Below are 25,739 nucleotides of genomic sequence, written 5' to 3'. Positions count from 1 at the left end.
TCCGCCCGCTGATGTGAGACCGTCGCGGGCAGGCTTCTCTGCCCGCGACAGCTTGAGGGGACAAGCGCGATGATCGACAAATTCGCTTACCGCATAGCCTTGGCGCTTACCGCCGGCTTTTGCCTGATGCTGGTGCTGACCGCCACGGCGCTGCGCGCTGAGGAGGATGCACATAGCCTCATCAACGCGCTTGGTCCGGCGAACTTCCAGCAGGCCGATGAGATCGTCAAGAATCTGGCCAAGACCGGCGATCCCAAGGTGGTGCCGGCCTTGCAGGCCTTTTCGGATGGCGATCTCTATGTCCGCAAATCCGACAACCAGGTCTTCATTGCCAAATCCTCCGGCGACGCCATGAGCTTGATCGATCCGGTCACCGGGCAGGCGGCTGGCGAGGAAGCCAAGGGCAACCTCACGAAAATCAAGATCAATAACAATCTCCGTCGCTCGGTCCGCGCGGCGCTCGGCGGCTTGACGCTGTTGAGCCCGGATCGCGGCGTCCGGCTTGAGGCCGCGCAATCGGTGCTGAAGTCGCCGAGCCCGGATTCGCTGGAGGTGCTGGAGGCAGCCCTTCAGAATGAGAAGGACGGCGAAATTCGTGGCGTGCTGGAAAAGGCGCGCGCGGTTGTCGTCCTCAGCTCCGATCGTTCGCTGGAGCAGAAGAAGGCCGCGATCGAAACGATCAAGACCGAGGGCGGACGTGATGCCATCGGCATCCTTTCCTCCGTCTCCATCGATGACAGCCTGAAGCCCGACGTTGCCGCCGCCATTGCCGGCATCGAGGATCAATTGCAGATCTGGGATGTCGCGCAGAATGTCTGGTACGGCCTGTCGCTCGGCTCGGTGCTGCTGCTGGCCGCCATCGGCCTTGCCATCACCTTCGGTGTCATGGGCATCATCAACATGGCGCATGGCGAGATGGTGATGCTCGGGGCCTATTCCACCTTCATGGTCCAGAGCGTTATCCGCACGTCTTATCCGGAACTCTTCGACTGGTCGCTGGCGATCGCCTTGCCCGTTGCATTCGTGGTGACGGGTGCCGTCGGTCTCGTCATCGAGCGCGGCGTCATCCGCTTTCTCTATGGCCGGCCGCTGGAAACGCTGCTTGCCACCTGGGGCATTTCGCTGATCCTGCAACAGGCCGTGCGTTCGATCTTCGGGCCGACCAATCAGGAAGTCGGCAATCCCTCCTGGATGTCCGGCTCCTTCGATATCGGCTATCTCTCGTTCACCTGGAACCGCCTCTGGATCATCGTTTTCGCGCTCGCTGTCTTCGTTGCCCTGCTTCTGCTGCTAAAGCGTTCGGCATTCGGGCTGCAAATGCGGGCGGTGACGCAGAATAGGCGCATGGCCTCCTCCATGGGCATCCGCACGCCCTGGGTCGATGCCTTCACCTTTGCACTCGGATCGGGCATTGCCGGAATGGCGGGCGTCGCGCTTTCACAGATCGACAACGTTTCGCCGAACCTCGGCCAGAGCTACATCATCGACAGCTTCATGGTCGTGGTGTTCGGCGGCGTCGGCAATCTCTGGGGCACGCTGGTCGGCGCCTTCTCGCTCGGCATCCTCAACAAGTTTCTAGAGCCCTATGCAGGCGCGGTGCTCGGCAAGATCCTCGTCCTCGTCCTCATCATCCTCTTTATTCAGAAACGTCCGCGCGGGCTCTTTGCCCTCAAGGGAAGGGCGGTGGAAGCATGATCACGGCCTTTATCCTTCGCTCGCTCGACCGCCGCATCAGCATCGCCATCGCGATATTGATTGCGATCGCCTTCCTCGTGCCGCTGTCGAACCTGCTGTTGCCGGAAACCAGCGCGCTGCATGTGCCGACCTATCTGATGTCACTGTTCGGCAAGTATCTGACCTATGCGCTGCTCGCCTTGGCGCTCGATCTCGTCTGGGGCTATTGCGGCATTCTCTCGCTCGGCCACGGCGCCTTCTTCGCGCTCGGCGGCTATGCGATGGGCATGTATCTGATGCGGCAGATCGGCACGCGCGGTACCTATGGCAATCCGATCCTGCCGGATTTCATGGTCTTCCTGAACTGGAAGGAGCTGCCCTGGTTCTGGTACGGCTTCGATCATTTCTGGTTCGCGATGATCATGGTGCTGGCGGCCCCCGGCCTGCTCGCCTTCGTCTTCGGCTGGTTCGCCTTCCGCTCACGCGTCAATGGCGTCTATCTCTCCATCATCACGCAAGCGATGACTTATGCGCTGTTGCTTGCCTTCTTCCGCAACGACATGGGTTTTGGCGGCAATAACGGCCTGACGGATTTCAAAGATATACTCGGCTTCAACATCCAGGCCGATGGCACGCGTGCCGCGCTCTTTGCCATCACTGCGCTGCTCCTGGCGCTGGCGCTGATGCTGTCCTCGGCGATCGTCCGCTCGAAGTTCGGCAAGGTGCTGGTGGGTGTGCGTGACGCGGAGAGCCGGACGCGCTTCCTCGGCTATCGCGTCGAGCACATGAAGCTCTTCGTCTTCGTCGTGTCGGCGATGATGGCGGGTATTGCCGGCGCGCTCTATGTGCCGCAGATCGGCATCATCAACCCCGGCGAATTCGCGCCGGCCAATTCGATCGAAGTGGTTATCTGGACGGCGGTCGGCGGCCGGGCAACGCTGATCGGGCCGATCATCGGCGCTATCCTCGTCAATGGTGGCAAGACGATCTTCACCGGCCTGTTCCCGAGTTTCTGGCTCTTTGCGCTCGGCGGCCTCTTCGTCGCGGTGACGCTATTCCTGCCCAAGGGCATCGTTGGTACGGCGGCGCAGTATATCGGCAATGGCCGCAAGCCCGTCAGCCCAAAGCCGAAGGCCGAGGAAGACGAAGCCAGCAAGACCATTCAGGCGGCGGAGTAAGAGCATGATCCCGGATATCAAACCCAACAGCATGCTCTACCTCAACAACGTCTCCGTCTCCTTCGACGGCTTCAAGGCGCTGAATTCGCTGTCGATCGTCATCGAACCGGGAGAACTTCGCGCCATCATCGGCCCGAACGGCGCCGGCAAGACGACGATGATGGATATCATCACCGGCAAGACGCGGCCCGACGAAGGCGAGGTGTTCTTCAATGGCCAGGTCGACCTCACCAAGAAGGACGAGGCTGATATCGCCCAGCTCGGCATCGGCCGCAAATTCCAGAAGCCGACCGTCTTCGAAAGCCATACGGTCTGGGACAATCTGGAGCTGGCACTCAACCGCAAGCGCGGCGTTTTCTCGACGCTGTTCTATCGTCTGACGCCGACCGACAGCGACCGCATCCACGAAATCCTCGACACGGTGCGGCTTTCGCATCGCCGCGACGAGCTGGCCGCCAATCTCTCGCATGGGCAGAAGCAATGGCTGGAGATCGGCATGCTGCTCGCCCAGGAGCCGAAGCTGCTTCTGGTCGACGAGCCGGTTGCCGGCATGACCGATGCCGAGACGGCGGAGACGGCGGTGCTGCTGAAGGAAATCGCCAAGACGCGGTCGGTGGTGGTGGTGGAGCACGACATGGGTTTCATCCGCGATCTCGGCGTCAAGGTGACGTGCCTGGCGGAAGGGTCTGTGCTGGCTGAGGGATCGATCGATTTCGTCAGTAGCGATCCTAAGGTGATCGAGAATTATCTGGGGCGATGAGATGCTGACAGTCGAAAACGCAAATCTGCATTATGGCGCCGCACAGGCGCTGCGTGGCATCTCGATCAAGGCCGAGATGGGCAAGATTACCTGCGTGCTCGGGCGCAATGGCGTCGGCAAGAGTTCGCTGTTGCGCGCCGTCACCGGCCAGCATGCGTTGTCGGCCGGGACGGTCGCCTTCAATGGCGTGACGCTGAACGGCATGGCGCCGTTTGCCCGCGCCAAGCAGGGTATCGGCTATGTGCCGCAGGGCCGCGAGATCTTTCCGCTACTGACGGTGAAGGAAAATCTGGAGACCGGCTTTGCGCCCGTACCGCGCCGCGACCGCACTATTCCCGATGATATTTACAATCTGTTCCCGGTGCTGAAATCCATGCTGTCGCGCCGTGGCGGTGATCTCTCAGGTGGCCAGCAGCAGCAACTGGCGATCGGCCGGGCGATGGTGACACGGCCGAGGATCCTGGTGCTGGATGAGCCGACCGAGGGCATCCAGCCGTCGATCATCAAGGATATCGGCCGGGCGATCCGCTATCTCCGGGATTCCACCGGCATGGCGATCCTGCTGGTCGAGCAATATCTCGATTTCTGCCGCGAGCTCGCCGACTACGTCTACATCATGGACCGCGGCGAGATCGTTCATGAGGGGCTGGCGGAGACGCTGGATACGCCCGAGGCGCGCCGGCATCTGACGGTCTGAGGCCCCTGCCTCTGTTTTCATCGTCTGGCGAAAAATGCAGCGGCTACCGGGATGCTCTCAGCCGGAGTTCAGGGCGGTCGCATAAGGCACAGAAATTGCTTCCGTTTGTTCCTTGACGGGGTTCAATGACCTGCGACGACATGATGGGTTAAGTGGAGAAACGGGATGACGGTGGCGGCGGCGAGCACGAGACCGCAGAGGGCGCGCGGGCGCGGCCATCTGGCGGCCAAGGCGCTTGACGGGCGTACACGCCTGGCCGAGCTTTTCCAGGAGGGGTCGGCGAAGATCCGCTTGCCCGCAACCTTCGACAATTCCATGGAAGCGGTCATCATCAACACCGCCGGCGGGCTGACCGGCGGCGACCGCATGGATTGGAGTGTCGTCGCCGGGCCGGGTACACGCATCGACGTGACCACGCAGGCCTGCGAGAAGATCTACAAGGCATCCGCCAGCACTGCCGAGGTCGTAACCTCGATCAGGGCTGGCGCCGGGGCGCGCGTCGACTGGTTGCCGCAGGAGACCATTCTGTTCGATCGTGCCTCGCTCTCCCGCAGGCTAGATGTCGATCTTGACGAGACGGCCGAATTCCTGGCTGTCGAGGCGATCCTCTTGGGGCGCAAGGCCATGGGCGAGGCGATGAGGCAGGGATTGTTCCGCGACCGCTGGCGCATCCGCCGGGCCGGTCGCTTGATCCATGCCGAGGAATTGCGGCTCGACGGTGATGTCGCGGCCTTGACCGCCGAGCATGCCGTGTTGAGCGGTCAGGTCGCCTTTGCGACCCTGCTTTACACCGGGCCGCTGGCGGAAACCTATCTCGCGCAGGTGCGGCCGCTCGTCGAGGGGCACATGGGCGGTGCCAGCCAATGGCGCGACAAGCTGGTGGTGCGGCTGGCGGCGTCCGATGGTTTTGCACTCAGAAAAATCCTGATCCCGGTCATTTCCGCCTTGCGCAATGGAGCGCCTGTGCCGAAAGTCTGGAATCTATAATTCAAGACCATAGCAATTACATAGGTAGGCGATGAACCTCACTCCGAGAGAAAAAGACAAACTGTTGATTTCCATGGCGGCGATGGTGGCGCGGCGGCGGCTGGAGCGCGGCGTCAAGCTCAACTATCCCGAAGCCATCGCGCTGATCTCCGATTTTGTCGTCGAAGGCGCCCGCGATGGCCGCCCGGTTGCCGAGCTGATGGAGGCTGGCGCTCATGTCATCACCCGCGATCAGGTGATGGAAGGGATTGCCGAGATGATCCATGACGTGCAGGTCGAGGCGACGTTTCCGGATGGAACGAAGCTGGTGACCGTGCACGAGCCCATCCGCTGAGCGACGGCAGAGGAGAAAGACCATGATCCCAGGCGAAATCATTGCTGCTAGCGGCGATATCGAACTCAACGTCGGCGCACCGACCGTGACGCTGGAGGTTTCCAATACGGGCGACCGGCCGGTGCAAGTCGGCAGCCACTATCATTTTGCCGAGACGAACGGTGGCCTGTCCTTCGATCGGGACAAGGCGAGGGGCATGCGGCTCGATATTCCCGCAGGCACCGCCGTGCGTTTCGAACCGGGCCAGACGCGCTCGGTGACGCTCATCCCGCTGTCCGGCAAGCGCGAGGTCTACGGCTTCCGCCAGCAGGTCATGGGCAAGCTCTGAGGCTTGTCGGGGAGGGCGCACAGTGAGCGCGAAACGCAGGATCATGATCGTCGGCAACGGCGAGATTGCTGAGGGGGCGGCGAGTGAGATCGACGCCGCCGACATGGTCGTGCGTTTCAATGATTGTCGCTCTTTCGGGACAGGCGGCAGCCGCACCGATATCGTCGCCATCTGCAACACCGGCAGGCCCGCCCGCGCCATGCTTGGCTCCGCCGAATGGCGCAAAAGCCCGCCCGTTGCGGCTGCGTCGGAAATCTGGAGTGCGCGTGATCCCCGGAAGTTTGCGGCACTGCGCGCGTCGCTTGCCCTGTCGCATCCGGAACTCAATGATTTCTGCGACGATTACACCGATCAGTTCACCGCCTTTTGCCGCGCAACCGGCAAGCGCCACGTCGTGATCGACCAATCCGTTCATGAGCGCCTTGACGAGGCGCTTTCTGCGCATGAACCGGGTTCTTATATCGTACCAAGCAGCGGCTTGGTCGCGATCGGCGCGCTGCTTTTGCTCCACCCCGACGACGACATCGCCATCACCGGCTTCAGCCACACCGGCTGGGACGGTCACCCCTTCGCGGCTGAGAAGCGATTGGTCGATTTTTATATTTCCCTTGGCCGCCTCCGGCGCATGGCCAGCACAACATCCATTCTTTCCTCCCAAGGAGCCTGATTCATGTCCTACAAGATCTCCCGCGCCGCCTATGCCAACATGTTCGGGCCGACCACCGGCGACAAGGTGCGGCTTGCCGACACCGAGCTCTTCATCGAGGTCGAGAAGGATTTCACCACCTATGGCGAAGAGGTGAAGTTCGGCGGCGGCAAGGTCATTCGAGATGGCATGGGGCAGAGCCAGGTGACGCGGGCAAACGGCGCCGTCGATACCGTCATCACCAACGCGCTGATCGTCGACACCTGGGGCATCGTCAAGGCGGATGTCGGTCTGAAGAACGGCCGTATCGCCGCGATCGGCAAGGCCGGCAACCCGGACACCCAGCCAGGGATCACGATCATCATCGGTCCTTCGACGGAAATCATTGCCGGTGAAGGCAAGATCCTGACTGCCGGGGGCATGGACGCGCATATCCACTTCATCTGCCCGCAACAAATCGAAGAGGCGCTGATGAGCGGCGTGACGACCATGCTCGGCGGCGGTTCGGGGCCTGCGCATGGCACGCTCGCAACCACCTGCACCGGTGCCTGGCATATCGAACGAATGATCGAAAGCTTCGATGCCTTTCCCATGAATCTCGCGCTTGCCGGCAAGGGGAATGCGTCGTTGCCGGCCGCCCTTGAAGAAATGGTACTTGCCGGCGCCTGCTCGCTGAAGCTCCACGAGGATTGGGGCACGACGCCGGCCGCGATCGACTGCTGCCTGAGCGTCGCCGATGAGTATGATGTGCAGGTGATGATCCACACGGATACGTTGAATGAAAGCGGCTTCGTGGAGGATACGATCGGTGCCATCAAGGGCCGCACCATCCATGCTTTTCATACCGAAGGTGCCGGCGGCGGCCATGCGCCCGACATCATCAAGATCTGCGGCCAGTCGAACGTCATTCCGTCTTCGACCAATCCGACGCGACCTTATACGGTTAACACCATTGCCGAGCATCTCGACATGCTGATGGTCTGCCATCACCTGTCGCCGTCGATCCCGGAAGACATCGCCTTCGCCGAAAGCCGTATCCGCAAGGAGACGATCGCGGCGGAAGATATCCTTCATGATATCGGCGCCTTCTCGATCATCTCCTCCGACAGCCAGGCCATGGGCCGCGTCGGCGAAGTGGCGATCCGCACCTGGCAGACCGCCGACAAGATGAAGCGTCAGCGCGGCCGTTTAGCCCAGGAAACCGGCGACAACGACAATTTCCGCGTCAAGCGTTATATCGCCAAATATACGATCAATCCGGCGATCGCCCAGGGTCTCAGCCATGAGGTCGGGTCGATCGAAGTCGGCAAGCGCGCCGACCTGGTGATCTGGAACCCGGCCTTCTTTGGCGTCAAGCCGGAGATGGTTCTGCTCGGCGGCTCGATCGCGGCTGCGCCCATGGGCGATCCGAATGCCTCGATCCCGACGCCGCAGCCGATGCATTACCGTCCGATGTTCGCAGCCTACGGCAAGAGCCTGACGAATTCCTCGGTCACCTTCGTGTCGCAGGCCTCGCTCGATGCCGGTCTCGCGGGCAGGCTTGGTGTTGCCAAGAAGCTCCTTGCGGTCAAGAATACCCGCGGCGGCATCTCCAAGACGTCGATGATCCATAACAGCCTGACGCCGCATATCGAGGTCGATCCGGAGACATACGAAGTGCGCGCCGACGGAGAGCTTCTGACCTGCGAACCGGCGACAGTGCTGCCGATGGCGCAGCGTTACTTCCTGTTCTGAGCGGTTAATGGGGGGAGCCATTCGCTGGTTGTTTCGCCTGGTGCTGCTGGCTGTGCTGGCCGTGGCGGGCGGAACTTTTATTCCGAGGCCATTGTTTGCGCCGGCCGAGGCGGTACCCGAAGCTGTGGGTTCGCGGCGCATTCTGGTGCTTTCCAACCCGATCCATACCGACATCGCCGTGCCGCTCAATGACGAGACCCGGGCGGCGTTTTCCTTTCTTGGACAGGCCGGCATTCCCTTGGCGGCGCCCGATGCGGAGTGGCTGATCTTCGGTTGGGGCGGCCGCGCCTTTTATCTGGAAACGCCGCGCTGGACGGACCTGAAACCGATGCCGGTGCTGCGGGCGCTGACGCTGGACAGCTCGGTGCTGCACGTCGATGTCGCAGGACACCTTCCCGAGCAGCATCCCGACGTTCAGGTGTTTGACGTCAGTTCGAGTGAATTCACGGCCTTGCTGGGGTTCATTGCGACGAGCTTTGAAGAGCAAAACGGCAAAGTAACGCCCATCGCCGATGCAGCCTATGGTGTTACCGATCGCTTCTTCGAGGCGAAGGGTTATTTCAATGCGCTGTTCGGCTGCAACACCTGGACGGCGGCCGCATTGCGAGCAGCCGGGATCAGAACCGGTCTGTGGAACCCTGTTCCGGAGACGCTGAAGCTGTCGCTTGCCCTTTACAATTAAGGCGCTTCTAATCGGCGAGCCCGCTCACGAGCCGATGCTCCATTTTTATCCCCAGTCTTGTGTCGCTGCTGTGGTGTTTTATGGGTTGCCGGTGTCGATATCCCTAGGATTTCAGGGGTTTTTCGTAAGGCCAAGGAACTAATTCAGCATTATCATAGGCTTGAGCCAGCAGGCACTTGAGCTGGTGTTTCGCTTGGCGCAGGGCATGACGTCGGCGGTCATTTCTAATCGTTCACAAGTTGGGAAATGCCACGCATTTTAATCATTGCATTAAAGACATCGAAGAGCCTTCACCCCTATCTCACGTCATGGGCACGGTGGGCTGAGGAAGGTGAATCGCATGAAACAATGGATTTCGCTGCAGGCCGAGTTGGGTGATTTTCAGTGCCACCGCACGATATACTTTTTCGCGCTGAAGATGAGTTGCGCCGCCATCGTTCTGTCGGTCGCCATCATCCTTGTGATGCTGCCGATCGTGCAGTGGCTTGGTTTGTTGCCGCTGCCGATGCTGGATGCCATCCGTCTCTGCATTCTCCTCGCATCGTTCATCGGCGGCATTGTTTCCGCTGCTCTGGCGTTGCTGGCCGGCCATGCTATTCACAAGCTCGCCCTCTCCAATGCCGAATTCGAACGGCTGAGCCGCACGGACACGCTGTCCGGCCTGCTGAATCGCCGCGCCTTCACCGAGGCATTGGACCGGGTCGAGAACAATGCCTCTCTGGTGATCTTCGATGTCGACCGGTTCAAGACGATCAATGACCGTTATGGGCACGCCTCGGGCGATGCTGTCATCGTGGCGGTGTCGCAGATCTTTTCTGGTATCTTCCGGGGTGGAGATGTAGTTGCTCGGCTGGGTGGCGAAGAGTTCGGCGCCATCGTCCATGGCCGCGATATGGCTGAGCGCATCGCCCGCATCGAGGAGGTGAAGACGCTGATTGCGAACCATGCCATTGCCGTCGAGGGCGGCGTGGTGAAGATCACCATTTCAGCGGGGATCGCCGACATGTGGGGTCCGCGCAGGAAAGAAGCCGCCTATGCCGCCGCCGACAAAGCGCTCTATCTCGCTAAGGCACTCGGTCGCAATCGCATCGTTCATGAAAGCGAATGGATGAACCAGGCCTGGCATCGCTGTTCGAGTGATGAGCAGGAGACGGCGCTGGATCATGTCGAGCAATATCGATATGGCAACAGGATATAGCTCTGCGAAACCGGCATTGGTCCTTGCGCGGAAAGCGACTATTTTGCATGGTCTGACAAAGCTTTGAATTGGATCCGTCATGCAACGCGTCACTTCCTATCTGCCGGCCGGCACCCCTTCCTCCAATCCGATCGATCGTGTCGAACTGCCGCATGATCTCCGCCATCTGCGCCGCAAGCTGCTGCATCTCGAAAATGGCGAGATGGTCATGCTGGACCTCAAGGAGCCGGTTCTGTTTGCCAATGGCGACCTGCTAGTGCGCGAGGACGGTGAGCTGATCGAGATCGTCGCCGCCGAGGAAAAGCTGTTCGAGATCAAGCCGCGTGACCGCCGGCATCTGATCGAGCTCGCCTGGCATCTGGGCAACCGGCATCTTTCGGCGCAGATCGAGGACGAGCGTATCCTCATCCTGCGCGATCATGTCATCCGTTCGATGCTCGAAGGCCTTGGTGCGACCGTGACGGAGGTCAGCGAGCCCTTCCAGCCGGCCCGCGGCGCCTATCACGCCCATGGCGGTCATTCGCACGGTCACGACCACGGGCACAGTCATGGCCACGACCACCACGACCATTCGCACGACTGACCGTCGATGACCGAGCTTCCAGTGACAGGCAATCGCGATTTGCAGGCGCTCCTGCGGCTGATGGCATGGCTGTCGCCGGCCTTTCCCGTCGGTTCCTTTGCCTATTCGGGCGGCCTGGAGCGCGCCGTGCATGATGGTCTTGTGCGGGATGCGAAGAGCCTCAAGGACTGGATCACGGCGCTGATCCGCCACGGCTCCGCCTGGAACGATGCGGTGCTGCTGGCTGAGGCACATGGGGCCGGCGAGGATGCGGCGCGGCTGGCGGACGTGGCCGAGCTTGCCGAGGCGCTCGCCGGTTCGAAGGAGCGGCATCAGGAGACCATGCTGCTCGGCGAGGCCTTCCTCTCAGCGGCTGAAGCCTGGCCACATCCGGTCTTTTCGATTTTGTCCGCGAAGACCGCCTATCCTGTCGCGGTGGGTGCCGTCGCCCGCGCGCATGGGATCGCCTGCGAGGAGGCGCTCGCGGCCTTCCTGCATGCCCTGGCATCGCAGATGATGTCGGCCGGCATCCGGCTCGGGGTGAGCGGTCAGAAGGACGGTGTCGCAATCCTGGCGGGGCTGGAGGATATCATCGCAGACGCGGCGAAACGTGCCGCGCGCTCGAGCCTCGATGATCTCGGCGCCGCGACGGTTCAGGCCGACATTGCGAGCCTTCGTCATGAAACGCAGGGCACGCGCCTCTTTCGTTCATGAGGTGGCGGTGCGAGAAAATGTTATATTCGGAGCCATTCCTACGTCATTCGCCGCTGTGCGGCAGGACCGCGCTTCGCTATTCTGATTTTTCATTGGAGTTTTGAGCATGAAATCGAGAAATGGACCTCTGCGCGTCGGCATCGGCGGGCCTGTCGGTTCGGGCAAGACGGCGCTGACGGAGAAGCTGTGCAAGGCGATGCGGGACGAATATTCCGTCGCCGTCGTCACCAACGATATCTACACGACGGAAGATGCCGAGGCGCTGGTGCGAATGCAGGCGCTGACCTCGGATCGCATCGTCGGCGTCGAAACCGGCGGCTGCCCGCATACCGCCATCCGCGAGGATGCGACGATCAATCTGCAGGCCATTGCCGGGCTCAACGAGCGGCTTCCCGATCTTGATGTTGTCTTCATCGAATCCGGCGGCGATAATCTGGCGGCGACCTTTTCGCCGGATCTTGCCGATATCACCATCTATGTGATCTCGGTCTGCCAGGGTGAGGAAATTCCGCGCAAGGGCGGTCCTGGTATCACCAAGTCCGATCTTCTCGTCATCAACAAGAAGGATCTCGCCCCCTTCGTCGATGTCGATCTCGATGTCATGGACCGCGACGCGACGCGGATGCGTCAGGCTCGTCCCTTCGTCTTCTCCGATATGAAGCGCGGCGACGGCGTTGGAACGATCGTCGACTTCCTAAAGGAACAGGGCGGCCTTTAAGCCGCCCCGCCGTTCATTCATTCTACTGTCGGGCCGCCGCTATTCGGCGGCGAATGGCGGCAGTTTCAGGATATTCGTCCTTGCCGTCGCGCTGCCATGTTGCGGCGCGTCCTTGTGCTCCACGGCGTCGATACGCTCTTCCAACGCGGTCAGCGACTTGCGGTTCTCGTTGACGGCGACCGCCAGGCTTTCCTTGGTCAGAACCTCGTCATCCGCGTCCTTCTTGCCGACGAGACGGCCGAAGAGCCAGGCCAGCAGGCGCGACAGGTCGTCCATGATCAGGAAGAAGGACGGCACGACCACCAGGCTGAGCACGGTAGAGACGATGATGCCACCGATCACCGCGATCGCCATCGGCGCACGGAACGAACCGCCTTCGCCGACGCCCAGCGCAGATGGCAACATGCCGGCGGACATGGCGATCGAGGTCATGATGATCGGGCGGGCGCGCTTGCGGCCGGCCTCGACCACGGCGTCCAGCCTCGGCATGCCGTGATGCATCATCTCGATGGCGAAATCGACCAGCAGGATAGCGTTCTTGGTGACGATGCCCATCAGCATCAGAATGCCGATCATGACGGGCATGGACAGGGCATTGCCGGTCATGATCAGCGCCAGTGCCACGCCGCCGATCGCCAGGGGCAGCGACAGCAGGATGGTGAAGGGTTGGATCACATCCTTGAACAGCAGGATCAGCACGGTCAGCACCAGCAGCAGGCCCATCAGCATGGCGTTGCCGAAGCTTGTCTGCATTTCCTTCTGGACCTTGGTGTCGCCGCTTTCCGCCAGATGGACGCTGGCGGGTATCTTGGCGTTGTTGACGATGTCGAGGAAGTGGCTCGAAGCCGTATCCAGCGCCACGCCCTGCGGTAGGTCGGCACCGATCGCGACGACGCGATAGCGGTTGTTGCGCTTGATCGAGGACAGGCCCTCGGAATAGTCGATATCGGCGACGCTCGACATCGGCACCGTGGTGCCCGAGGCAGTCTTGATGCGCAGTGCCCGGATCGAGGCGAGGTCACGGCGCAGGCCGAGCGATGCCTGCACCCGGATCGGGATCTGGCGATCATCAAGCGAGATCTTGGCCAGCGAGGCGTCGATATCGCCGATGGTCGCAACGCGCACAGTGTCGGAAATCATCTGCGGCGTGATGCCGAGGCGGGCGGCTTCATCCTTGCGTGGATAGATCTGCAGCTCCGGCCGGGGCAGGGCGCCGTCGGCGCTGACATTGGCAAGCGCCGGATCGCTGCGCAGCTTGGCTTCGAGAATACCGACGGCCTGGTTCAGATCCTTCTCGTTGCGGGAGAGGAAGTTGTAGGCCAGATCGCGTTCTCCGCGGTCGTTGAGCTTGGTGATACGGACGTCGGGAAGCGAACGCAGCTTGGCGAAGACTTCCTTTTCTATATCCCATTGCGGGCGCTCGCGGCCATGGACGGTCACCTTCGGCAGATAGGGACCGATGACGGGTATCGAGCCGAGGACATCGTTGACCAGCTTCTTGGTGAGGGAGTGGTCAAGTCTGCCGAGCGTCAGCGTTACCGTTGCACGGCGCAATTCCAGATCGCCCTTGGGCGAGGCTCCACCGAGAACGAAGACGCTTTTGACACCGTCGATATCCTTGACGCGCTTGTAAATCTCATTGGTCGCCACCTCGGTGTCATCCAGCCGGGCATTCGGCGGCAATTCGGCTGACAGCACGATGCGGGAGGCATCTTCCGGAGGGATGAAGCTGCCGGGAACGAACATGATCAGCGCAAAGATCGAGGCGACGGAGAAGGCGAAGGCCGCAAGCAAGGTCGGATAGCGCGTGTACCAGGCCTTCGTCGTCAGGTGCACCAGCCGGCTATAGCCGCGCATGAGCGGGCCGTCATTGTCCTGATGGTCGTCCACGCCATCCTCGGCCCGCATCAGATAGGCGGCCATCATCGGCGTGATCAGGCGCGCAACCAGCAGCGAGAAGAACACCGAGAAGGCGACGGTCAGGCCGAACTGGATGAAATATTGGCCGGGAATGCCCGGCATGAAGGAGACCGGAACGAAAACGGCGATGATGGTGAAGGTGGTGGCGATGACGGCAAGGCCGATCTCGTCGGCGGCTTCGATCGCGGCGCGATAGGGCGTCTTGCCCATCTTGATATGGCGGGCGATGTTCTCGATCTCGACGATGGCGTCGTCGACGAGGATACCGGTCGCGAGCGTCAGAGCGAGGAAGCTGACGAGGTTCAGCGAGAAGCCGATCTCGTTCATGATCCAGAAGGTCGGGATCGCCGAAAGCGGCAGGGCGACGGCCGAGATTAGTGTCGCTCGCCAATTCCGGAGGAAGAGGAAGACGACGATGATCGCCAGCAGCGCGCCTTCGAGCAGCGTGTGCATGGCGGCTTCGTAGTTGCCGTAGGTGTAGTAGACGGAGTCGTCGATCAGCTCGATGGAGACATTCGGGTTTTCGGCGCGCACCTTGTCCAGCGTGTCGTTCACGGTCTTGGCGACGGTTACTTCGCTGGCGCCCTTGGCGCGGAACACGCCGAAGGTGACGACGGGCGTGCTGTTGAAGCGCGAGAAGGATTTCGGCTCCTGATAGGTATCCTTGATCGTCCCGAGATCGGAGAGCTTGACGAAGCGGCCGTCGGTCAGCGCGATCGTGGTGTCGGCGAGCTGTGCGACATCGCGGGCGTCGCCAAGCACGCGGATCGCCTGTTCGCTGCCGGCCACCTGGCCACGACCGGAGCCGAGGTCGACGTTGGTGCCGCGCAGTTGCTGGCTGACCGAAAGTGCGGTGATGCCATGGGCATTCAGCTTGTTGGGGTCGAGTTCGATGCGGACTTCGCGGTCGGCGCCGCCGTAGCGGTCGACACGGCCGATGCCGGACTGGCCTTGCAGGGCGCGCTTGACGACATCGTCGACGAACCAGGACATTTCTTCGAGCGTCATGTTCGGCGAGGAGACGGCGAAGCTCTGGATCGCCTGTCCTTCGACGTCGACCTTGGAGACGATCGGTTCATCGATGGTGGAGGGCAGGTTGCCGCGGATGCGGTCGATCGCGTCCTTGGTATCCTGAACGGCCTGTGGTGTCGGCACTTCGAGGCGGAAGACCACGACGGTCTGCGATTGACCGTCAGTGACGGTCGATTGGATCTCGTCGATGCCGTTGATGCTGGCGACGGCGTCTTCGATCTCCTTCGTCACCTGCATTTCAAGTTCGGCGGGCGATGCGCCGCTCTGCGTCACGGTCACGTTTACGACCGGTACGTCGATATTCGGGAAACGGGTGATCGGCAGATTGAAGAAGGCGTGCGCGCCCACCACCATCAGCAGGAAAAAGCCCAGGAGCGGCGCGACCGGATTTCGGATGGACCAGGCGGAAAAGTTCATCTTGCCGTTCTCGCTCAGTTGGACGCTTGCGGCGCTTGTTTGACGGGCGTGATGTGGTCGCCATCGCGGACATAGGCGCCGGCCTTGGCCACGACCTCTTCGCCATCCTGCAGGCCCTTGACGATCTCGACATAGGCGCCGTCCTGGATGCCGGTCTCGACATTGACGAACTTGACCACGCCGCTCTCGACCTTGCGAGCGGAGGAGCCATTCTCGTCGCTGTTGACGGCGGTGAGCGGCAGGGCGACGCCCTGGGTCTCGCGAATGACGATCTCGGCGCTGCCGTACATGCCCGCGCGTGCCTTGTCGCCCTCATCGATGGAGATATGAACGGCGCCCAGACGGGTCACGGAGTCGACGATCGGCGCAACCAGACGCACCGTGCCCGAGAGCTTTTCGCGGCTGCCGGAAAGCGAAATCAACGCCTTCTGCCCGATGGTGATCTTGGTGATGTCGCTTTCGGAAACGTCGACGACAAGCTCGAGCTTGCTGTCGCGGATGATGGTGAAGAGCGGATCGCTGCTGCCGTTGGCGATGGCGCCGATGCGGGCGTTGCGCGAGGCGACGGTGCCGGCAACCGGCGTCTTGATGCCGGTGCGGGCGAGTTTCAGATCGGTATCGGCAATCTGGCTGTCGGTGACCTTGAGATCGGCTTCGGCAACGGCGATTGCCTGTTCGGCCGAGGCCACGCGCGCCTTGTTGGCGGCCGCCGTGGCGTTTGCCTGCTCGACGGACGAGGTCGAGACCGTGCCCCTGGCACCCATGGCGACGGCGCGGGCACGCGCCAGTTCCGCCTCATCCGCATTGGCATGGGCCTCGATAAGCTGCGCGCGCAATTGGGCAAGCGTTGCCTGGCCCTTGGCCTTCGTCGCCGCCATTTGGCTTTTCTGCAGGATGAGCGCGTCATCGTTCAGCGTGGCGAGCGTACCGTTCGCCTCGACCTTGTCGCCGACATCGGCGTTGAGCGATCGGACAGACAGGCCATCGACCTGCGGCTGGATATAGACCTCTTCCACGGCTTTCACCGTGCCGGTGGCAACCACCTTGTCGACAAGCTTTCGCGTTTGCGCCTGCGTGACGACGATGGCCGGCAGGTTCTGTTTCGGAGCGGTTACAGTGGGCTCTTCCGCGAAGGCCGCGGGCGCTGACAGCAGGGCAAGCAGGATTGCGGTCGTGCTCAGAAATCTATGCGGCGTGAGGGCCATGCGTCCGGTTCCAGTTCGGCATTTTGGGTAAAGGGGATTTCGCTGTTTCCGTCGCGAACACGGGGGATATGCATGCGGGCCGGCTTCGTCCGGCGGATCAACATCCGTCTGTCATGCCAGAAAGTCCCTCATCCTCAACTCGTCCCATTAAATGGGAGCGATTTCCAAATCCCGCAAGATCACGAGAAAATGATTTCTACCGCAGGATAATTCTAGTGTGGGCGACGCTATGAATCAATCACGGCAATGTGATGTCAGCATTCAAATACTTGATCGACGCCTGGCTTTTCATCCAGATGCGAGGATAAAGCCAGCTTTTTGTGGTGGTTGTTACAAAATGAAAAGAACGCGCGAGGGATAAACCTCGCGCGCTCCGATTCATCTGCTGCACTGGGACTATTTCAGCGCGGCGTCGGTGATCTCGTGCGTGTAAGCGCCGGTCGGCTTCTTGTTGATGATCTTCTGGTCGAGAAGGGCCTCGACGGTGCGATCATAAAGCTTGGTGTCGAGCTTGCCGCTGCCGATCAGCTTGGCGACTTCGCCCATCATGCGCTTCTGGTGGTTTTCGTCCTGGCCGCCATTATCCATGACGATTTCGGCGGCTTCGTCCGGATGCTCGACGGCATATTTCCAGCCCTTCAGCGAAGCACGGACGAACTTGACCATGTCGGCCTTGAACTTCGGATCCTTCAGCTTGTCCTCCTTGACATAGAGGCCGTCTTCCAGAAGGTCGATGCCGAGCTTGGAGTAGTTGAAGACGGTGAGGTCTTCCGCCTTGAAGCCGGCATCGATCGCCTGCCAGTATTCATTGTAGGTCATGACGGAGATGCAGTCGGCCTGTTTCTGGACGAGCGGCTGGACGTCGAAGCTCTGCTTCAGGACGGTGACGCCATCCTTGCCGCCATCGGTCTTCAGGCCAAGCTTGTTCATCCAGGCGAAGAAGGGATATTCGTTGCCGAAGAACCAGACACCGAGCGTATGGCCCTTGAAATCCTTCTCTGTCTTGACCGGGCCATCCTTCGGGCAAATCAGCTCGAGGCCGGACTTTTCGAAGGGCTGGGCGATGTTGATCAGCGGCACGCCCTTTTCGCGAGCAACCAGGGCGCCACCCATCCAGTCGACGATCACGTCGGCACCGCCGCCGGCGATCACCTGTTCCGGCGCAATGTCCGGGCCGCCCGGCTTGATGTCGACGTCGAGGCCTTCTTCCTTGTAGAAGCCCTTGTCCTTGGCGACGAAATAGCCGCCGAACTGGCCCTGTGCCACCCATTTCAACTGCAGCGTCAGCTTGTCGGCGGCGTTAGCTGCCTGAGCCATGGTCAGCGCCATGGCGCTCGCCATCAGTGTAAGCATCAGTCTTTTCATGGTCTTCACCCTTTTCCCTCTGAAGTTATGCCCTGATCCCTTGCCTAGGATCTTAGTTTACGTCTTTCCACCGCGGATAGACGGATGCCAGAACGTCGTCATCCTCTCAAGAATGGCGACGATGCCGTAGAACACGGACCCCGCGATTGCGGCGGTCGCGATCTCCGCCCAGACCATGTCGAGATTCAGCCGACCGTTTTCGGTCGAGATGCGAAACCCCATACCCGACATGGGTGTACCAAAGAACTCCGCCACGATGGCACCGATCATGGCCAAGGTCGAGTTGATCTTTAGCGCATTGAAAATAAAGGGAGCGGCGGCCGGCAGGCGCAGCTTGAACAGCGTTTGCCAGTAGCTCGACGCATAGGTCCGCATAAGGTCGCGCTCGATGTTGCCGGCGGCGGCAAGGCCGGCGACGGTGTTCACCAGCATCGGGAAGAAGGTCATGATGACAACGACGGCGGCCTTGGACTGCCAGTCGAAGCCGAACCACATGACCATGATCGGCGCGACGCCGATGATCGGCATCGCCGAGACGAAATTGCCGATCGGCAGCAGGCCACGACGCAGGAAGGCGAAGCGGTCGGCGAGGATGGCGACGACAAAACCGCTGCCGCAGCCGATGATGTAGCCAATTAGGACGGATTTGAAGATGGTCTGCTGTATATCGGTCCAAAGTGTTGGAAGTGAGCTGATAATCCTTGCCCCGATGGCGCTTGGCGGCGGCAGCAGAACCAGGGAGACGCCGGCGCCACGCGTTACCGCCTCCCATATGATCAGAATCCAGACGCCGAAAATCACCGGAATCAGCAGCCGCAGCCCATAATTGCCGATGGTGGAGTGTGGCCGGGTTGATGACAGCACGGAGACGCAGCGCCAGGCGAGAAGCCAGCCGGCCGCGACCAGCAGGAAGAAGGAGGGCTGTGCGTTGCCTTCGTTGCCGGTAATCTGGGACAGCAACAGCCAGGCGGTTTCGTGCGCGCCCAGAAACAGGATGGCCGCAGTAATCGCTGCCGGCAGAGTGGATTGGGAAAAAATCGCAGTGACAACGATGAGAAAGAAGACGAGTGCTACAATGCTCGGCTGAATCGGCTCCGGCGCGCCCTCCGCAAACAGCGGTAGCGTAAGCGCGGCGGCAAGGCAAAGCAGGAGGGCAAGAAGACCCTGCCAGGAGAGCTGGATCAGTTTCATGCCGGCCTCCCTCCCATCGAGTGATTGACGATGCGTGCGGCAATTCCGACGATGGCGACAAGGATTGCCGCCAGTACCGAGCCAGCGACGAGTGCCGCCCAGATGTCGATCGTCTGGCTGTAATAGGAGCCTGCGAGCAGCTTGGCACCGATGCCAGCCACGGCTCCGGTCGGAAGCTCGCCGACGATGGTGCCGACGAGGCTTGCGGCAATCGCCACCTTCATCGAGGTGAAGAGAAATGGGATCGAGGCCGGCACGCGCAGCTTCCAGAAGGTCTGCGACGCGCTGGCATTATAGGTGCGCATCAGGTCCAGATGCATGACCTCCGGCGAACGTAGTCCCTTGGTCATGCCGACGGTGACGGGGAAAAACGACAGGTAGGTGGAAATAAGCGCCTTGGGGATCAGCCCGTCGATGCCCAGGGCGCTGAAGACGACGATGATCGTCGGCGCGATTGCCAGGATGGGGATCGTCTGCGATGCAATAATCCAGGGCATGAGACTGCGGTCGAGCGCGACCATATGCACGATGCCAACGGCAAAGAGAATGCCGAGCACGGTGCCGAAGGCAAAGCCGACAGCCGTGGGAGCGAGCGTTACCCAGGCGTTGTAGACGAGGCTGCGATTGCTGGTCGGGGTTCGGAGAAAGGTGTTTTCGAAGACGTTCTGCGCCACCTGATGCGGCGCCGGCAGGATCGGTTTCGGTTGTGCCAGCGTCTTGCTGATGAACTCCATCGTCGTCGAGGTGACATTGCCGCGCCGGTCGAGGTCGCGCTGGAACGGCGCGTTGAGGATGACGGCGAAGACGTACCACAGCAGGACGATCGCCAGCACGATGGTCGTGACCGGCAGGAACTTATGCTTGAAGAACTGCTCCTTCTCCATGCTTATGCCCTCCCTTGCGCGGGAAACAGCATCAGCACCATGGCGACGATGCCGAGCCCGACGCCGGCCAATTGCGGCAGGCTCAGCCGCTCGCCGAAGACGATGAAGGCAACGATGTTGACAACCACGAGCTGGGCGATGGACGAGGCTGATATCGCCAGCCCCAGCCCGCCCTCACGCATGAGCCGGATCATCATAAGATTGCCGATGCAATAGAGGATGAGCGCCAGGATGAGGACGAACATGTTGTTGTTGGCGATATAGGTCCGCGAGGCGGTTGCCCCGCCGATGAAGACCGCCATGGCGCCGACGAGCCAGAGGAGGAATTGCGGGTTCATGATGTGATCCTATTCCTCATAGCTATGCCCCGCTCTCAGCCCTTCGCGGACGCGGTGGGCGATCTCCAGGAATTCGGGTGTTTCGCGAATATCGAGCGGGCGCTCCAGCGGCAGCGTGGATTCGATGATGTCGGTGACGCGGCCCGGGCGGGGCGACATGACGACGATCTTGGTGGAGAGATAGACCGCTTCCGGGATCGAATGCGTCACGAAGCAGATGGTCTTGTTCGTGCGCTTCCAGAGCTTCAATAGCTGTTCGTTGAGGTGGTCGCGAACAATCTCGTCGAGCGCGCCGAAGGGCTCATCCATCAAGAGCAGGTCGGCGTCGAAGGCGAGCGCGCGGGCGATCGAGGCGCGCTGCTGCATGCCGCCCGAAAGCTGCCAGGGGAATTTCTTCTCGAAACCGGTGAGGTTGACCAGGTCCAGCGTCTGGGCGATGCGCTTGGCCTGCTCGTCCCTGGCATAACCCATGATCTCCAGCGGCAAGGCGATGTTCTTTTCGATGGTGCGCCAGGGATAAAGGGCGGGCGCCTGGAAGACATAGCCGTAGGCACGGGCCTTCCGCGCCTCATCCGCTGTCATGCCGTTGACGGTGATGTCGCCGGAGGTCTTGCGCTCGAGATCGGCGATGACACGCAGGAACGTGGTCTTGCCGCAGCCAGAGGGGCCGATGAAGGAAACGAAATCGCCCTTGCGTACCTCGAGATCGACATTGCTCAGCGCATGCACCGGCCCGTCATTGGTCTCGTAGGCGAGACAGAGGTTCCGCGCGGAGACGACGGAAGAAGCGGACGACGTCATTAACACCTACCAGTCATGTTTTCGCCGCGTAGAGCGGCGGATTGCTTGTTATCCTGTTTGGCATTGCGGTAATTTGGGAAGACAGGGCCGCTGCGCGGCTGCCCGATCCAGAGGAGCAATGCCATGAGTATGTCATCGAAGCCCACCTGCCGTGTCGTGCGGCCTGGCGGCACCTATGCCGGCAAGCAGGGCTTTAGCTATTTCGAGGGGATTGCCGCCGAGACCGTCGGCTCGACAGGCATCTGCATGCATCTTCTGACGATCCCGCCGGGCGGCCGCGCCAAGGCGCATCTGCATGTTTCGCACGAGACTGCGATCTATGCTCTTTCGGGAGAGACGCACTGTTGGTTCGGGGATCAGCTGGAAGAGCACGTTGTCGTTCGCGCCGGCGAGATGTTCTACATTCCGGCTGGCGTGCCGCATCTGCCCGCCAATCTCAGCGATCAGCCGGCGACGGCCATCATCGCCCGCACCGACCCGAACGAGCAGGAAAGCGTCGTCCTGCTGCCGGATCTGGAGCGGTTGGTGCCGCTTTGAGCTGATGGGCCGAAATGCCGGAGCCAAGCGTTACACCCCGCTTGCGGGGATGCCGCTGCGCTGCACCTTGCGTGGCGCGGTGACTTCCTTCCAGGTCGAAAGCGCACGGTTGGCGGCGGTGAAGGGGTCGCGCTTGACGAATTCGCCGTGGCCCTGCTGCGTCTTCACCGTGCCTTCCTCGATGGCGACCACGCCGCGGGTCAGGGTGTAGCGCGGCAGGCCCGTCACTTCCTTGCCCTCGAAGACGTTGTAGTCGATTGCCGACTGCTGCGTCTTGGCGGCAATGGTCTTCGACCGCTTCGGATCCCAGACGACGATATCGGCATCGGCGCCGACGAGGATCGCGCCCTTCTTCGGGTAGCAGTTGAGGATCTTGGCGATATTGGTCGAGGTCACCGCCACGAATTCGTTCATGGTCAGGCGGCCGGTGTTGACACCATAGGTCCAGAGCATCGGCATGCGGTCTTCAAGGCCGCCGGTGCCGTTCGGAATCTTGGTGAAATCGCCAAGGCCAAAACGCTTCTGTTCGGTGGTGAAGGCGCAATGGTCGGTGGCGACCACCTGCAGCGAGCCGGAGGCGAGGCCTGCCCAGAGGCTGTCCTGATGCTGCTTGTTGCGGAATGGCGGCGACATGACGCGGCGGGCGGCATGGTCCCAATCGGCATTGGTATATTCGGTTTCGTCCAGCGTCAGGTGCTGGATCAGCGGCTCGCCATAGACGCGCATGCCCTTCTGGCGCGCGCGGCGGATGGCTTCATGCGCCTGTTCGCAGGAGGTGTGGACGATATAGACGGGCGAGCCCGCCATGTCGGCGATCATGATGGCACGGTTCGTCGCTTCGCCCTCGACCTCGGCCGGACGGGAATAGGCATGCGCTTCCGGGCCATTATTGCTTTCGGCCAGCAGTTTCGCCTGCATCTGCGCCACCACGTCGCCGTTTTCGGCATGGACGAGCGGCAGCGCGCCAAGCTCGGCGCAGCGCTGGAAGGACGAGAACATCTCGTCGTCATCCACCATCAGCGCGCCCTTATAGGCCATGAAATGCTTGAAGGTGTTGATGCCCTTGTCGCGGACGATGGCTTCCATCTCGTTGAAGACCTGCTCGCCCCACCAGGTAATCGCCATGTGGAAGGAGTAGTCGCAGTTCGCCCGCGTCGACTTGTTGTCCCACATGGTCAGCGCTTCAAGCAGCGACTGGCCGGGCGAGGGCAGCGCGAAATCCACCACCATCGTCGTGCCGCCGGCGAGCGCCGCCCGCGTGCCGCTTTCGAAATCGTCGGAGGAGTAGGTGCCCATGAACGGCATTTCGAGATGGGTGTGTGGGTCGATGCCGCCCGGCATGACATAACAGCCGGTGGCATCGAGCACTTCGCTACCGGACAAGTTCTGCCCGATCTCAACGATCTTCCCGCCTTCGACCTTGACGTCGGCCTTATAGGTCAGATCGGCCGTGACGATGGTTCCACCCTTGATGACTGTGCTCATGGTGTCTGCTCCCGATGTATGAAGTTCTGGTGCTCGGCAAAGACAGGCATCACGCCACGATCTCCGCCGTCTCCACGACCGCGTGGAACAGGACATCGGCGCCGGCGGCTGCCCATTCCTTGGAAATCTCTTCCGCCTCGTTGTGCGAGAGGCCGCCGACGCAGGGGCACATAACCATGGTGGCGGGTGCTACCTTGGCGGCCCAGCAGGCGTCGTGGCCGGCGCCGGAGATGATGTTCATGTGGCTGTAGCCGAGCCTCTCGGCGGCGTTGCGCACGGATGTGACCAGCTTCGGGTCGAAGGTCACCGGCTCGAAATGGCCGATAGCCTCGACCGAGCAGCCGACGCCGAGGGCGTCGCAGATCTTGGGCGCTTCGGCTTCGATCTTGGCGCGCATGCGGTCAAGCTTGTCCTTGTCGGGCGTGCGGATGTCGACGGTGAAGACCACCTTGCCGGGGAGCACGTTGCGTGAATTCGGCGAGAAGGATACCTGGCCGACACCGCCGACGGCGCCTGGCTGGTTTTCCATGGCGACGCCCTGCACCATCTCGATGATCCGCGACATGGCAAGCCCGGCATTGACGCGCATGTTCATCGGCGTCGAGCCGGTGTGCGCCTCTTTGCCGGTCAGCGTGAATTCCAGCCACCACAGGCCTTGGCAGTGCGTGACGACGCCGATCGTCTTTTCCTCGGCCTCTAGGATCGGACCCTGTTCGATGTGATATTCGAAATAGGCGTGCATCTTGCGGGCGCCGACCTCTTCGTCGCCGAGCCAGCCGATGCGCTTCAGTTCCTCGCCGTAGGTCTTGCCATCCGGGTCCTTGCGGCCATAGGCGTAATCCAGCGTATGCATGCCGGCGAAGACGCCGGAGGCGAGCATGGCTGGGGCGAAGCGCGCGCCTTCCTCGTTGGCCCAGTTGGTGACGACGATCGGATGCTTGGTCTTGATGCCGAGATCGTTCATCGTGCGCACGACTTCGAGGGCGCCGAGGACGCCGAGGACGCCGTCATACTTGCCTCCGGTCGGCTGGGTGTCGAGATGCGAGCCGACGTAGATCGGCAGTGCGTCCGGATCGGTGCCGGCGCGGGTGGCGAACATCGTGCCCATCTTGTCGACGCCAACCTTCATGCCGGCATCTTCGCACCATGTCCTGAAAAGGCTGCGGCCTTCGGCGTCGGCGTCGGTCAGCGTCTGACGATTATTGCCGCCGGCAATGCCGGGGCCGATTTTCGCCATGTCCATCAGCATATCCCAAAGGCGGTCGCCGTTGATACGCATGTTTTCTCCTGGCGCTGCCACCATGATGCAATCCTCACCTGTTTGTCCTGGGGCATGCAAGGCGCATGCCCAATTGTTCCCGATGGTCGTTGCCGGAGCGTTTGCTTGTTTTTCTTGCCCCGGAAAATCGCCGGTTGCCTTTGTAAGACATCTGACAGATAATTTGACCGATTGGTAAACATTACAACTTCCGTGGCGGCGCTCAAGACGAAAAGCGCGAAAATTCCCGATAAAATTTCAGGCAATTGCCCAAATTTACAGCGCGGGCAGGGTGCAATGAGAACTTGGCCGAAGGGCTTGGATTTCAAGGAGAAACAGAGCAGACATGGCCATTCCCAGAGCCGCCAAGACCCAGCGCCGCACCCGCATCCAGGAAGAAAAAGAGGAAGTGATACTCGAGGCCGCGCTGGACGTGTTTTCCGTCCACGGTTTCCGCGGCTCGACCATCGACCAGATCGCCGATGTCGCCGGTATGTCGAAGCCCAATGTGCTCTATTATTTCCGCACCAAGGAGGCCATGCACCGGGCGCTGATCGACCGCGTGCTGTTCACCTGGCTGGAGCCGCTGCGTGCCTTCGATGCCAATGGCAATCCCGAAAGCGAGATCCGCTCCTATATCCGCCGCAAGCTCGAAATGGCCCGCGATTTCCCACGCGAAAGCCGTCTGTTCGCCAATGAGATGCTGCAGGGCGCGCCGCATATCGAGGACGAGCTTCGCGGCCCGCTGAAGAGCCTCGTCGATGAAAAGGCCGAGGTCATCCGCACCTGGGCCAAGGCCGGCAAGATCGCCAAATGCGATCCCTACCACCTGATCTTCTCCATCTGGTCGACAACGCAGCATTATGCGGATTTCGACGTGCAGGTGCGTGCCGTGCTCGGGCAGGAACATTCGGGCGAGGGGCGCTTCGAGGATGCGGCGCGCTATCTGGAAAAGCTGTTTGTCGACGGGCTCGGCATTCGCCGGCCGTAGTCCCACTAGCTTGTGCTCGCTAATATAGTGGGTGAAATTTGGTGGATCGAAGGCGCACTGTCTGGGAATCGGTGTTTACGATGCGCGCAGTTTATGCGATGGC

25 protein-coding genes are annotated in these 25,739 nt (G+C 61.3%); 16 read left to right on the top strand and 9 right to left on the bottom strand.

What is annotated here, in order from left to right; translation table 11 throughout:
- The first annotated feature begins 69 nt into the window (after nt 1-69).
- The 14 genes from urtB to ureG all read left to right on the top strand — a co-directional run bounded on the left by urtB (nt 70) and on the right by ureG (nt 12,212).
- The gene (urtB, locus tag AC1RO0_RS05670) at nt 70-1,695 is read left to right on the top strand and encodes an urea ABC transporter permease subunit UrtB (protein ID WP_498591918.1); all 1,626 of its coding nucleotides are present in this window, start codon (nt 70-72) and stop codon (nt 1,693-1,695) included.
- A complete protein-coding gene (urtC, locus tag AC1RO0_RS05665; RefSeq protein ID WP_498591917.1) occupies nt 1,692-2,852 on the top strand; it encodes an urea ABC transporter permease subunit UrtC in 1,161 nt (386 codons plus the stop codon). Before urtB ends, urtC begins: the two co-directional genes overlap by 4 nt.
- 4 nt (nt 2,853-2,856) lie before the next feature.
- On the top strand, nt 2,857-3,612 hold the full coding sequence (urtD, locus tag AC1RO0_RS05660) for an urea ABC transporter ATP-binding protein UrtD (RefSeq protein ID WP_498591916.1): 756 nt from the start codon (nt 2,857-2,859) through the stop codon (nt 3,610-3,612).
- 1 nt (nt 3,613) lies between these two features.
- On the top strand, nt 3,614-4,309 hold the full coding sequence (gene urtE, locus AC1RO0_RS05655; RefSeq protein ID WP_371108622.1) for an urea ABC transporter ATP-binding subunit UrtE: 696 nt from the start codon (nt 3,614-3,616) through the stop codon (nt 4,307-4,309).
- A 165-nt stretch (nt 4,310-4,474) separates the two neighbouring features.
- A complete protein-coding gene (locus AC1RO0_RS05650) occupies nt 4,475-5,296 on the top strand; it encodes an urease accessory protein UreD (RefSeq protein WP_498591915.1) in 822 nt (273 codons plus the stop codon).
- A 31-nt stretch (nt 5,297-5,327) separates the two neighbouring features.
- Complete coding sequence (locus AC1RO0_RS05645; RefSeq protein ID WP_007689920.1) at nt 5,328-5,630, top strand: urease subunit gamma; 303 nt, start codon at nt 5,328-5,330, stop codon at nt 5,628-5,630.
- A 22-nt stretch (nt 5,631-5,652) separates the two neighbouring features.
- Nucleotides 5,653-5,958: an urease subunit beta gene (locus tag AC1RO0_RS05640; protein WP_007689919.1), complete on the top strand. Its 306-nt coding sequence runs from the start codon at nt 5,653-5,655 to the stop codon at nt 5,956-5,958.
- A gap of 43 nt (nt 5,959-6,001) precedes the next feature.
- Nucleotides 6,002-6,625, top strand: a complete 624-nt coding sequence (locus AC1RO0_RS05635) for a glycosyltransferase family 29 protein (RefSeq protein WP_498592387.1) — start codon at nt 6,002-6,004, stop codon at nt 6,623-6,625.
- A 3-nt stretch (nt 6,626-6,628) separates the two neighbouring features.
- Nucleotides 6,629-8,338 (top strand): urease subunit alpha, encoded by a 1,710-nt coding sequence (gene ureC, locus AC1RO0_RS05630; RefSeq protein ID WP_498591914.1) that lies wholly within the window; start codon nt 6,629-6,631, stop codon nt 8,336-8,338.
- A 7-nt stretch (nt 8,339-8,345) separates the two neighbouring features.
- Nucleotides 8,346-9,020, top strand: coding sequence for a TIGR02117 family protein (locus AC1RO0_RS05625; RefSeq protein WP_498591913.1), 675 nt, complete (start codon nt 8,346-8,348; stop codon nt 9,018-9,020).
- 340 nt (nt 9,021-9,360) lie between these two features.
- Nucleotides 9,361-10,218 (top strand): GGDEF domain-containing protein, encoded by an 858-nt coding sequence (locus AC1RO0_RS05620; protein ID WP_498591912.1) that lies wholly within the window; start codon nt 9,361-9,363, stop codon nt 10,216-10,218.
- 79 nt (nt 10,219-10,297) lie between these two features.
- On the top strand, nt 10,298-10,801 hold the full coding sequence (gene ureE / locus AC1RO0_RS05615; protein WP_498591911.1) for an urease accessory protein UreE: 504 nt from the start codon (nt 10,298-10,300) through the stop codon (nt 10,799-10,801).
- Between the two features lie 21 nt (nt 10,802-10,822).
- Nucleotides 10,823-11,494: an urease accessory protein UreF gene (locus tag AC1RO0_RS05610; protein ID WP_498592386.1), complete on the top strand. Its 672-nt coding sequence runs from the start codon at nt 10,823-10,825 to the stop codon at nt 11,492-11,494.
- Between the two features lie 106 nt (nt 11,495-11,600).
- Nucleotides 11,601-12,212, top strand: a complete 612-nt coding sequence (gene ureG, locus AC1RO0_RS05605) for an urease accessory protein UreG (RefSeq protein WP_498591910.1) — start codon at nt 11,601-11,603, stop codon at nt 12,210-12,212.
- Nucleotides 12,213-12,251: 39 nt separating this feature from the next.
- Here ureG and AC1RO0_RS05600 read toward each other — a convergent pair whose 3' ends face one another.
- The 7 genes from AC1RO0_RS05600 to AC1RO0_RS05570 form a co-directional block, all read right to left on the bottom strand.
- Nucleotides 12,252-15,581: an efflux RND transporter permease subunit gene (locus AC1RO0_RS05600; RefSeq protein WP_498591909.1), complete on the bottom strand. Its 3,330-nt coding sequence runs from the start codon at nt 15,579-15,581 to the stop codon at nt 12,252-12,254.
- Nucleotides 15,582-15,595: 14 nt separating this feature from the next.
- Nucleotides 15,596-16,786 carry an efflux RND transporter periplasmic adaptor subunit gene (locus tag AC1RO0_RS05595; RefSeq protein ID WP_498591908.1) on the bottom strand — a complete coding sequence of 397 codons (1,191 nt, stop codon included), beginning with the start codon at nt 16,784-16,786 and terminating at the stop codon, nt 15,596-15,598.
- A gap of 396 nt (nt 16,787-17,182) precedes the next feature.
- Nucleotides 17,183-18,151 carry an ABC transporter substrate-binding protein gene (locus tag AC1RO0_RS05590; protein ID WP_498591907.1) on the bottom strand — a complete coding sequence of 323 codons (969 nt, stop codon included), beginning with the start codon at nt 18,149-18,151 and terminating at the stop codon, nt 17,183-17,185.
- Between the two features lie 57 nt (nt 18,152-18,208).
- Entirely contained in the window at nt 18,209-19,342 is a 1,134-nt protein-coding gene (locus tag AC1RO0_RS05585; protein ID WP_498591906.1) for an ABC transporter permease, read from the bottom strand.
- Complete coding sequence (locus AC1RO0_RS05580; protein WP_498591905.1) at nt 19,339-20,226, bottom strand: ABC transporter permease; 888 nt, start codon at nt 20,224-20,226, stop codon at nt 19,339-19,341. The genes AC1RO0_RS05585 and AC1RO0_RS05580 overlap by 4 nt, the downstream gene beginning before the upstream one ends.
- A gap of 2 nt (nt 20,227-20,228) precedes the next feature.
- The gene (locus tag AC1RO0_RS05575) at nt 20,229-20,564 is read right to left on the bottom strand and encodes a hypothetical protein (protein WP_498591904.1); all 336 of its coding nucleotides are present in this window, start codon (nt 20,562-20,564) and stop codon (nt 20,229-20,231) included.
- 9 nt (nt 20,565-20,573) lie between these two features.
- Nucleotides 20,574-21,365, bottom strand: a complete 792-nt coding sequence (locus AC1RO0_RS05570; RefSeq protein WP_498591903.1) for an ABC transporter ATP-binding protein — start codon at nt 21,363-21,365, stop codon at nt 20,574-20,576.
- A gap of 123 nt (nt 21,366-21,488) precedes the next feature.
- Here AC1RO0_RS05570 and AC1RO0_RS05565 point away from each other — a divergent pair, with 123 nt between their 5' ends.
- Nucleotides 21,489-21,902, top strand: a complete 414-nt coding sequence (locus AC1RO0_RS05565; RefSeq protein WP_498591902.1) for a cupin domain-containing protein — start codon at nt 21,489-21,491, stop codon at nt 21,900-21,902.
- Nucleotides 21,903-21,932: 30 nt separating this feature from the next.
- On the opposite strand, the gene hydA is transcribed toward AC1RO0_RS05565, so the two are convergent.
- Together hydA and AC1RO0_RS05555 are read right to left on the bottom strand one after the other, a co-directional pair.
- A complete protein-coding gene (gene hydA, locus AC1RO0_RS05560) occupies nt 21,933-23,387 on the bottom strand; it encodes a dihydropyrimidinase (protein ID WP_498591901.1) in 1,455 nt (484 codons plus the stop codon).
- A 49-nt stretch (nt 23,388-23,436) separates the two neighbouring features.
- Complete coding sequence (locus tag AC1RO0_RS05555) at nt 23,437-24,690, bottom strand: Zn-dependent hydrolase (protein WP_498591900.1); 1,254 nt, start codon at nt 24,688-24,690, stop codon at nt 23,437-23,439.
- Nucleotides 24,691-24,991: 301 nt separating this feature from the next.
- Here AC1RO0_RS05555 and AC1RO0_RS05550 point away from each other — a divergent pair, with 301 nt between their 5' ends.
- Nucleotides 24,992-25,636: a TetR family transcriptional regulator C-terminal domain-containing protein gene (locus tag AC1RO0_RS05550; protein ID WP_498591899.1), complete on the top strand. Its 645-nt coding sequence runs from the start codon at nt 24,992-24,994 to the stop codon at nt 25,634-25,636.
- Nucleotides 25,637-25,739 lie beyond the last annotated feature (103 nt).

This window comes from Rhizobium sp. GW821-FHT14E12 (genome assembly GCF_058803745.1).
This window is presented reverse-complemented; position numbering and strand designations above follow the sequence as displayed.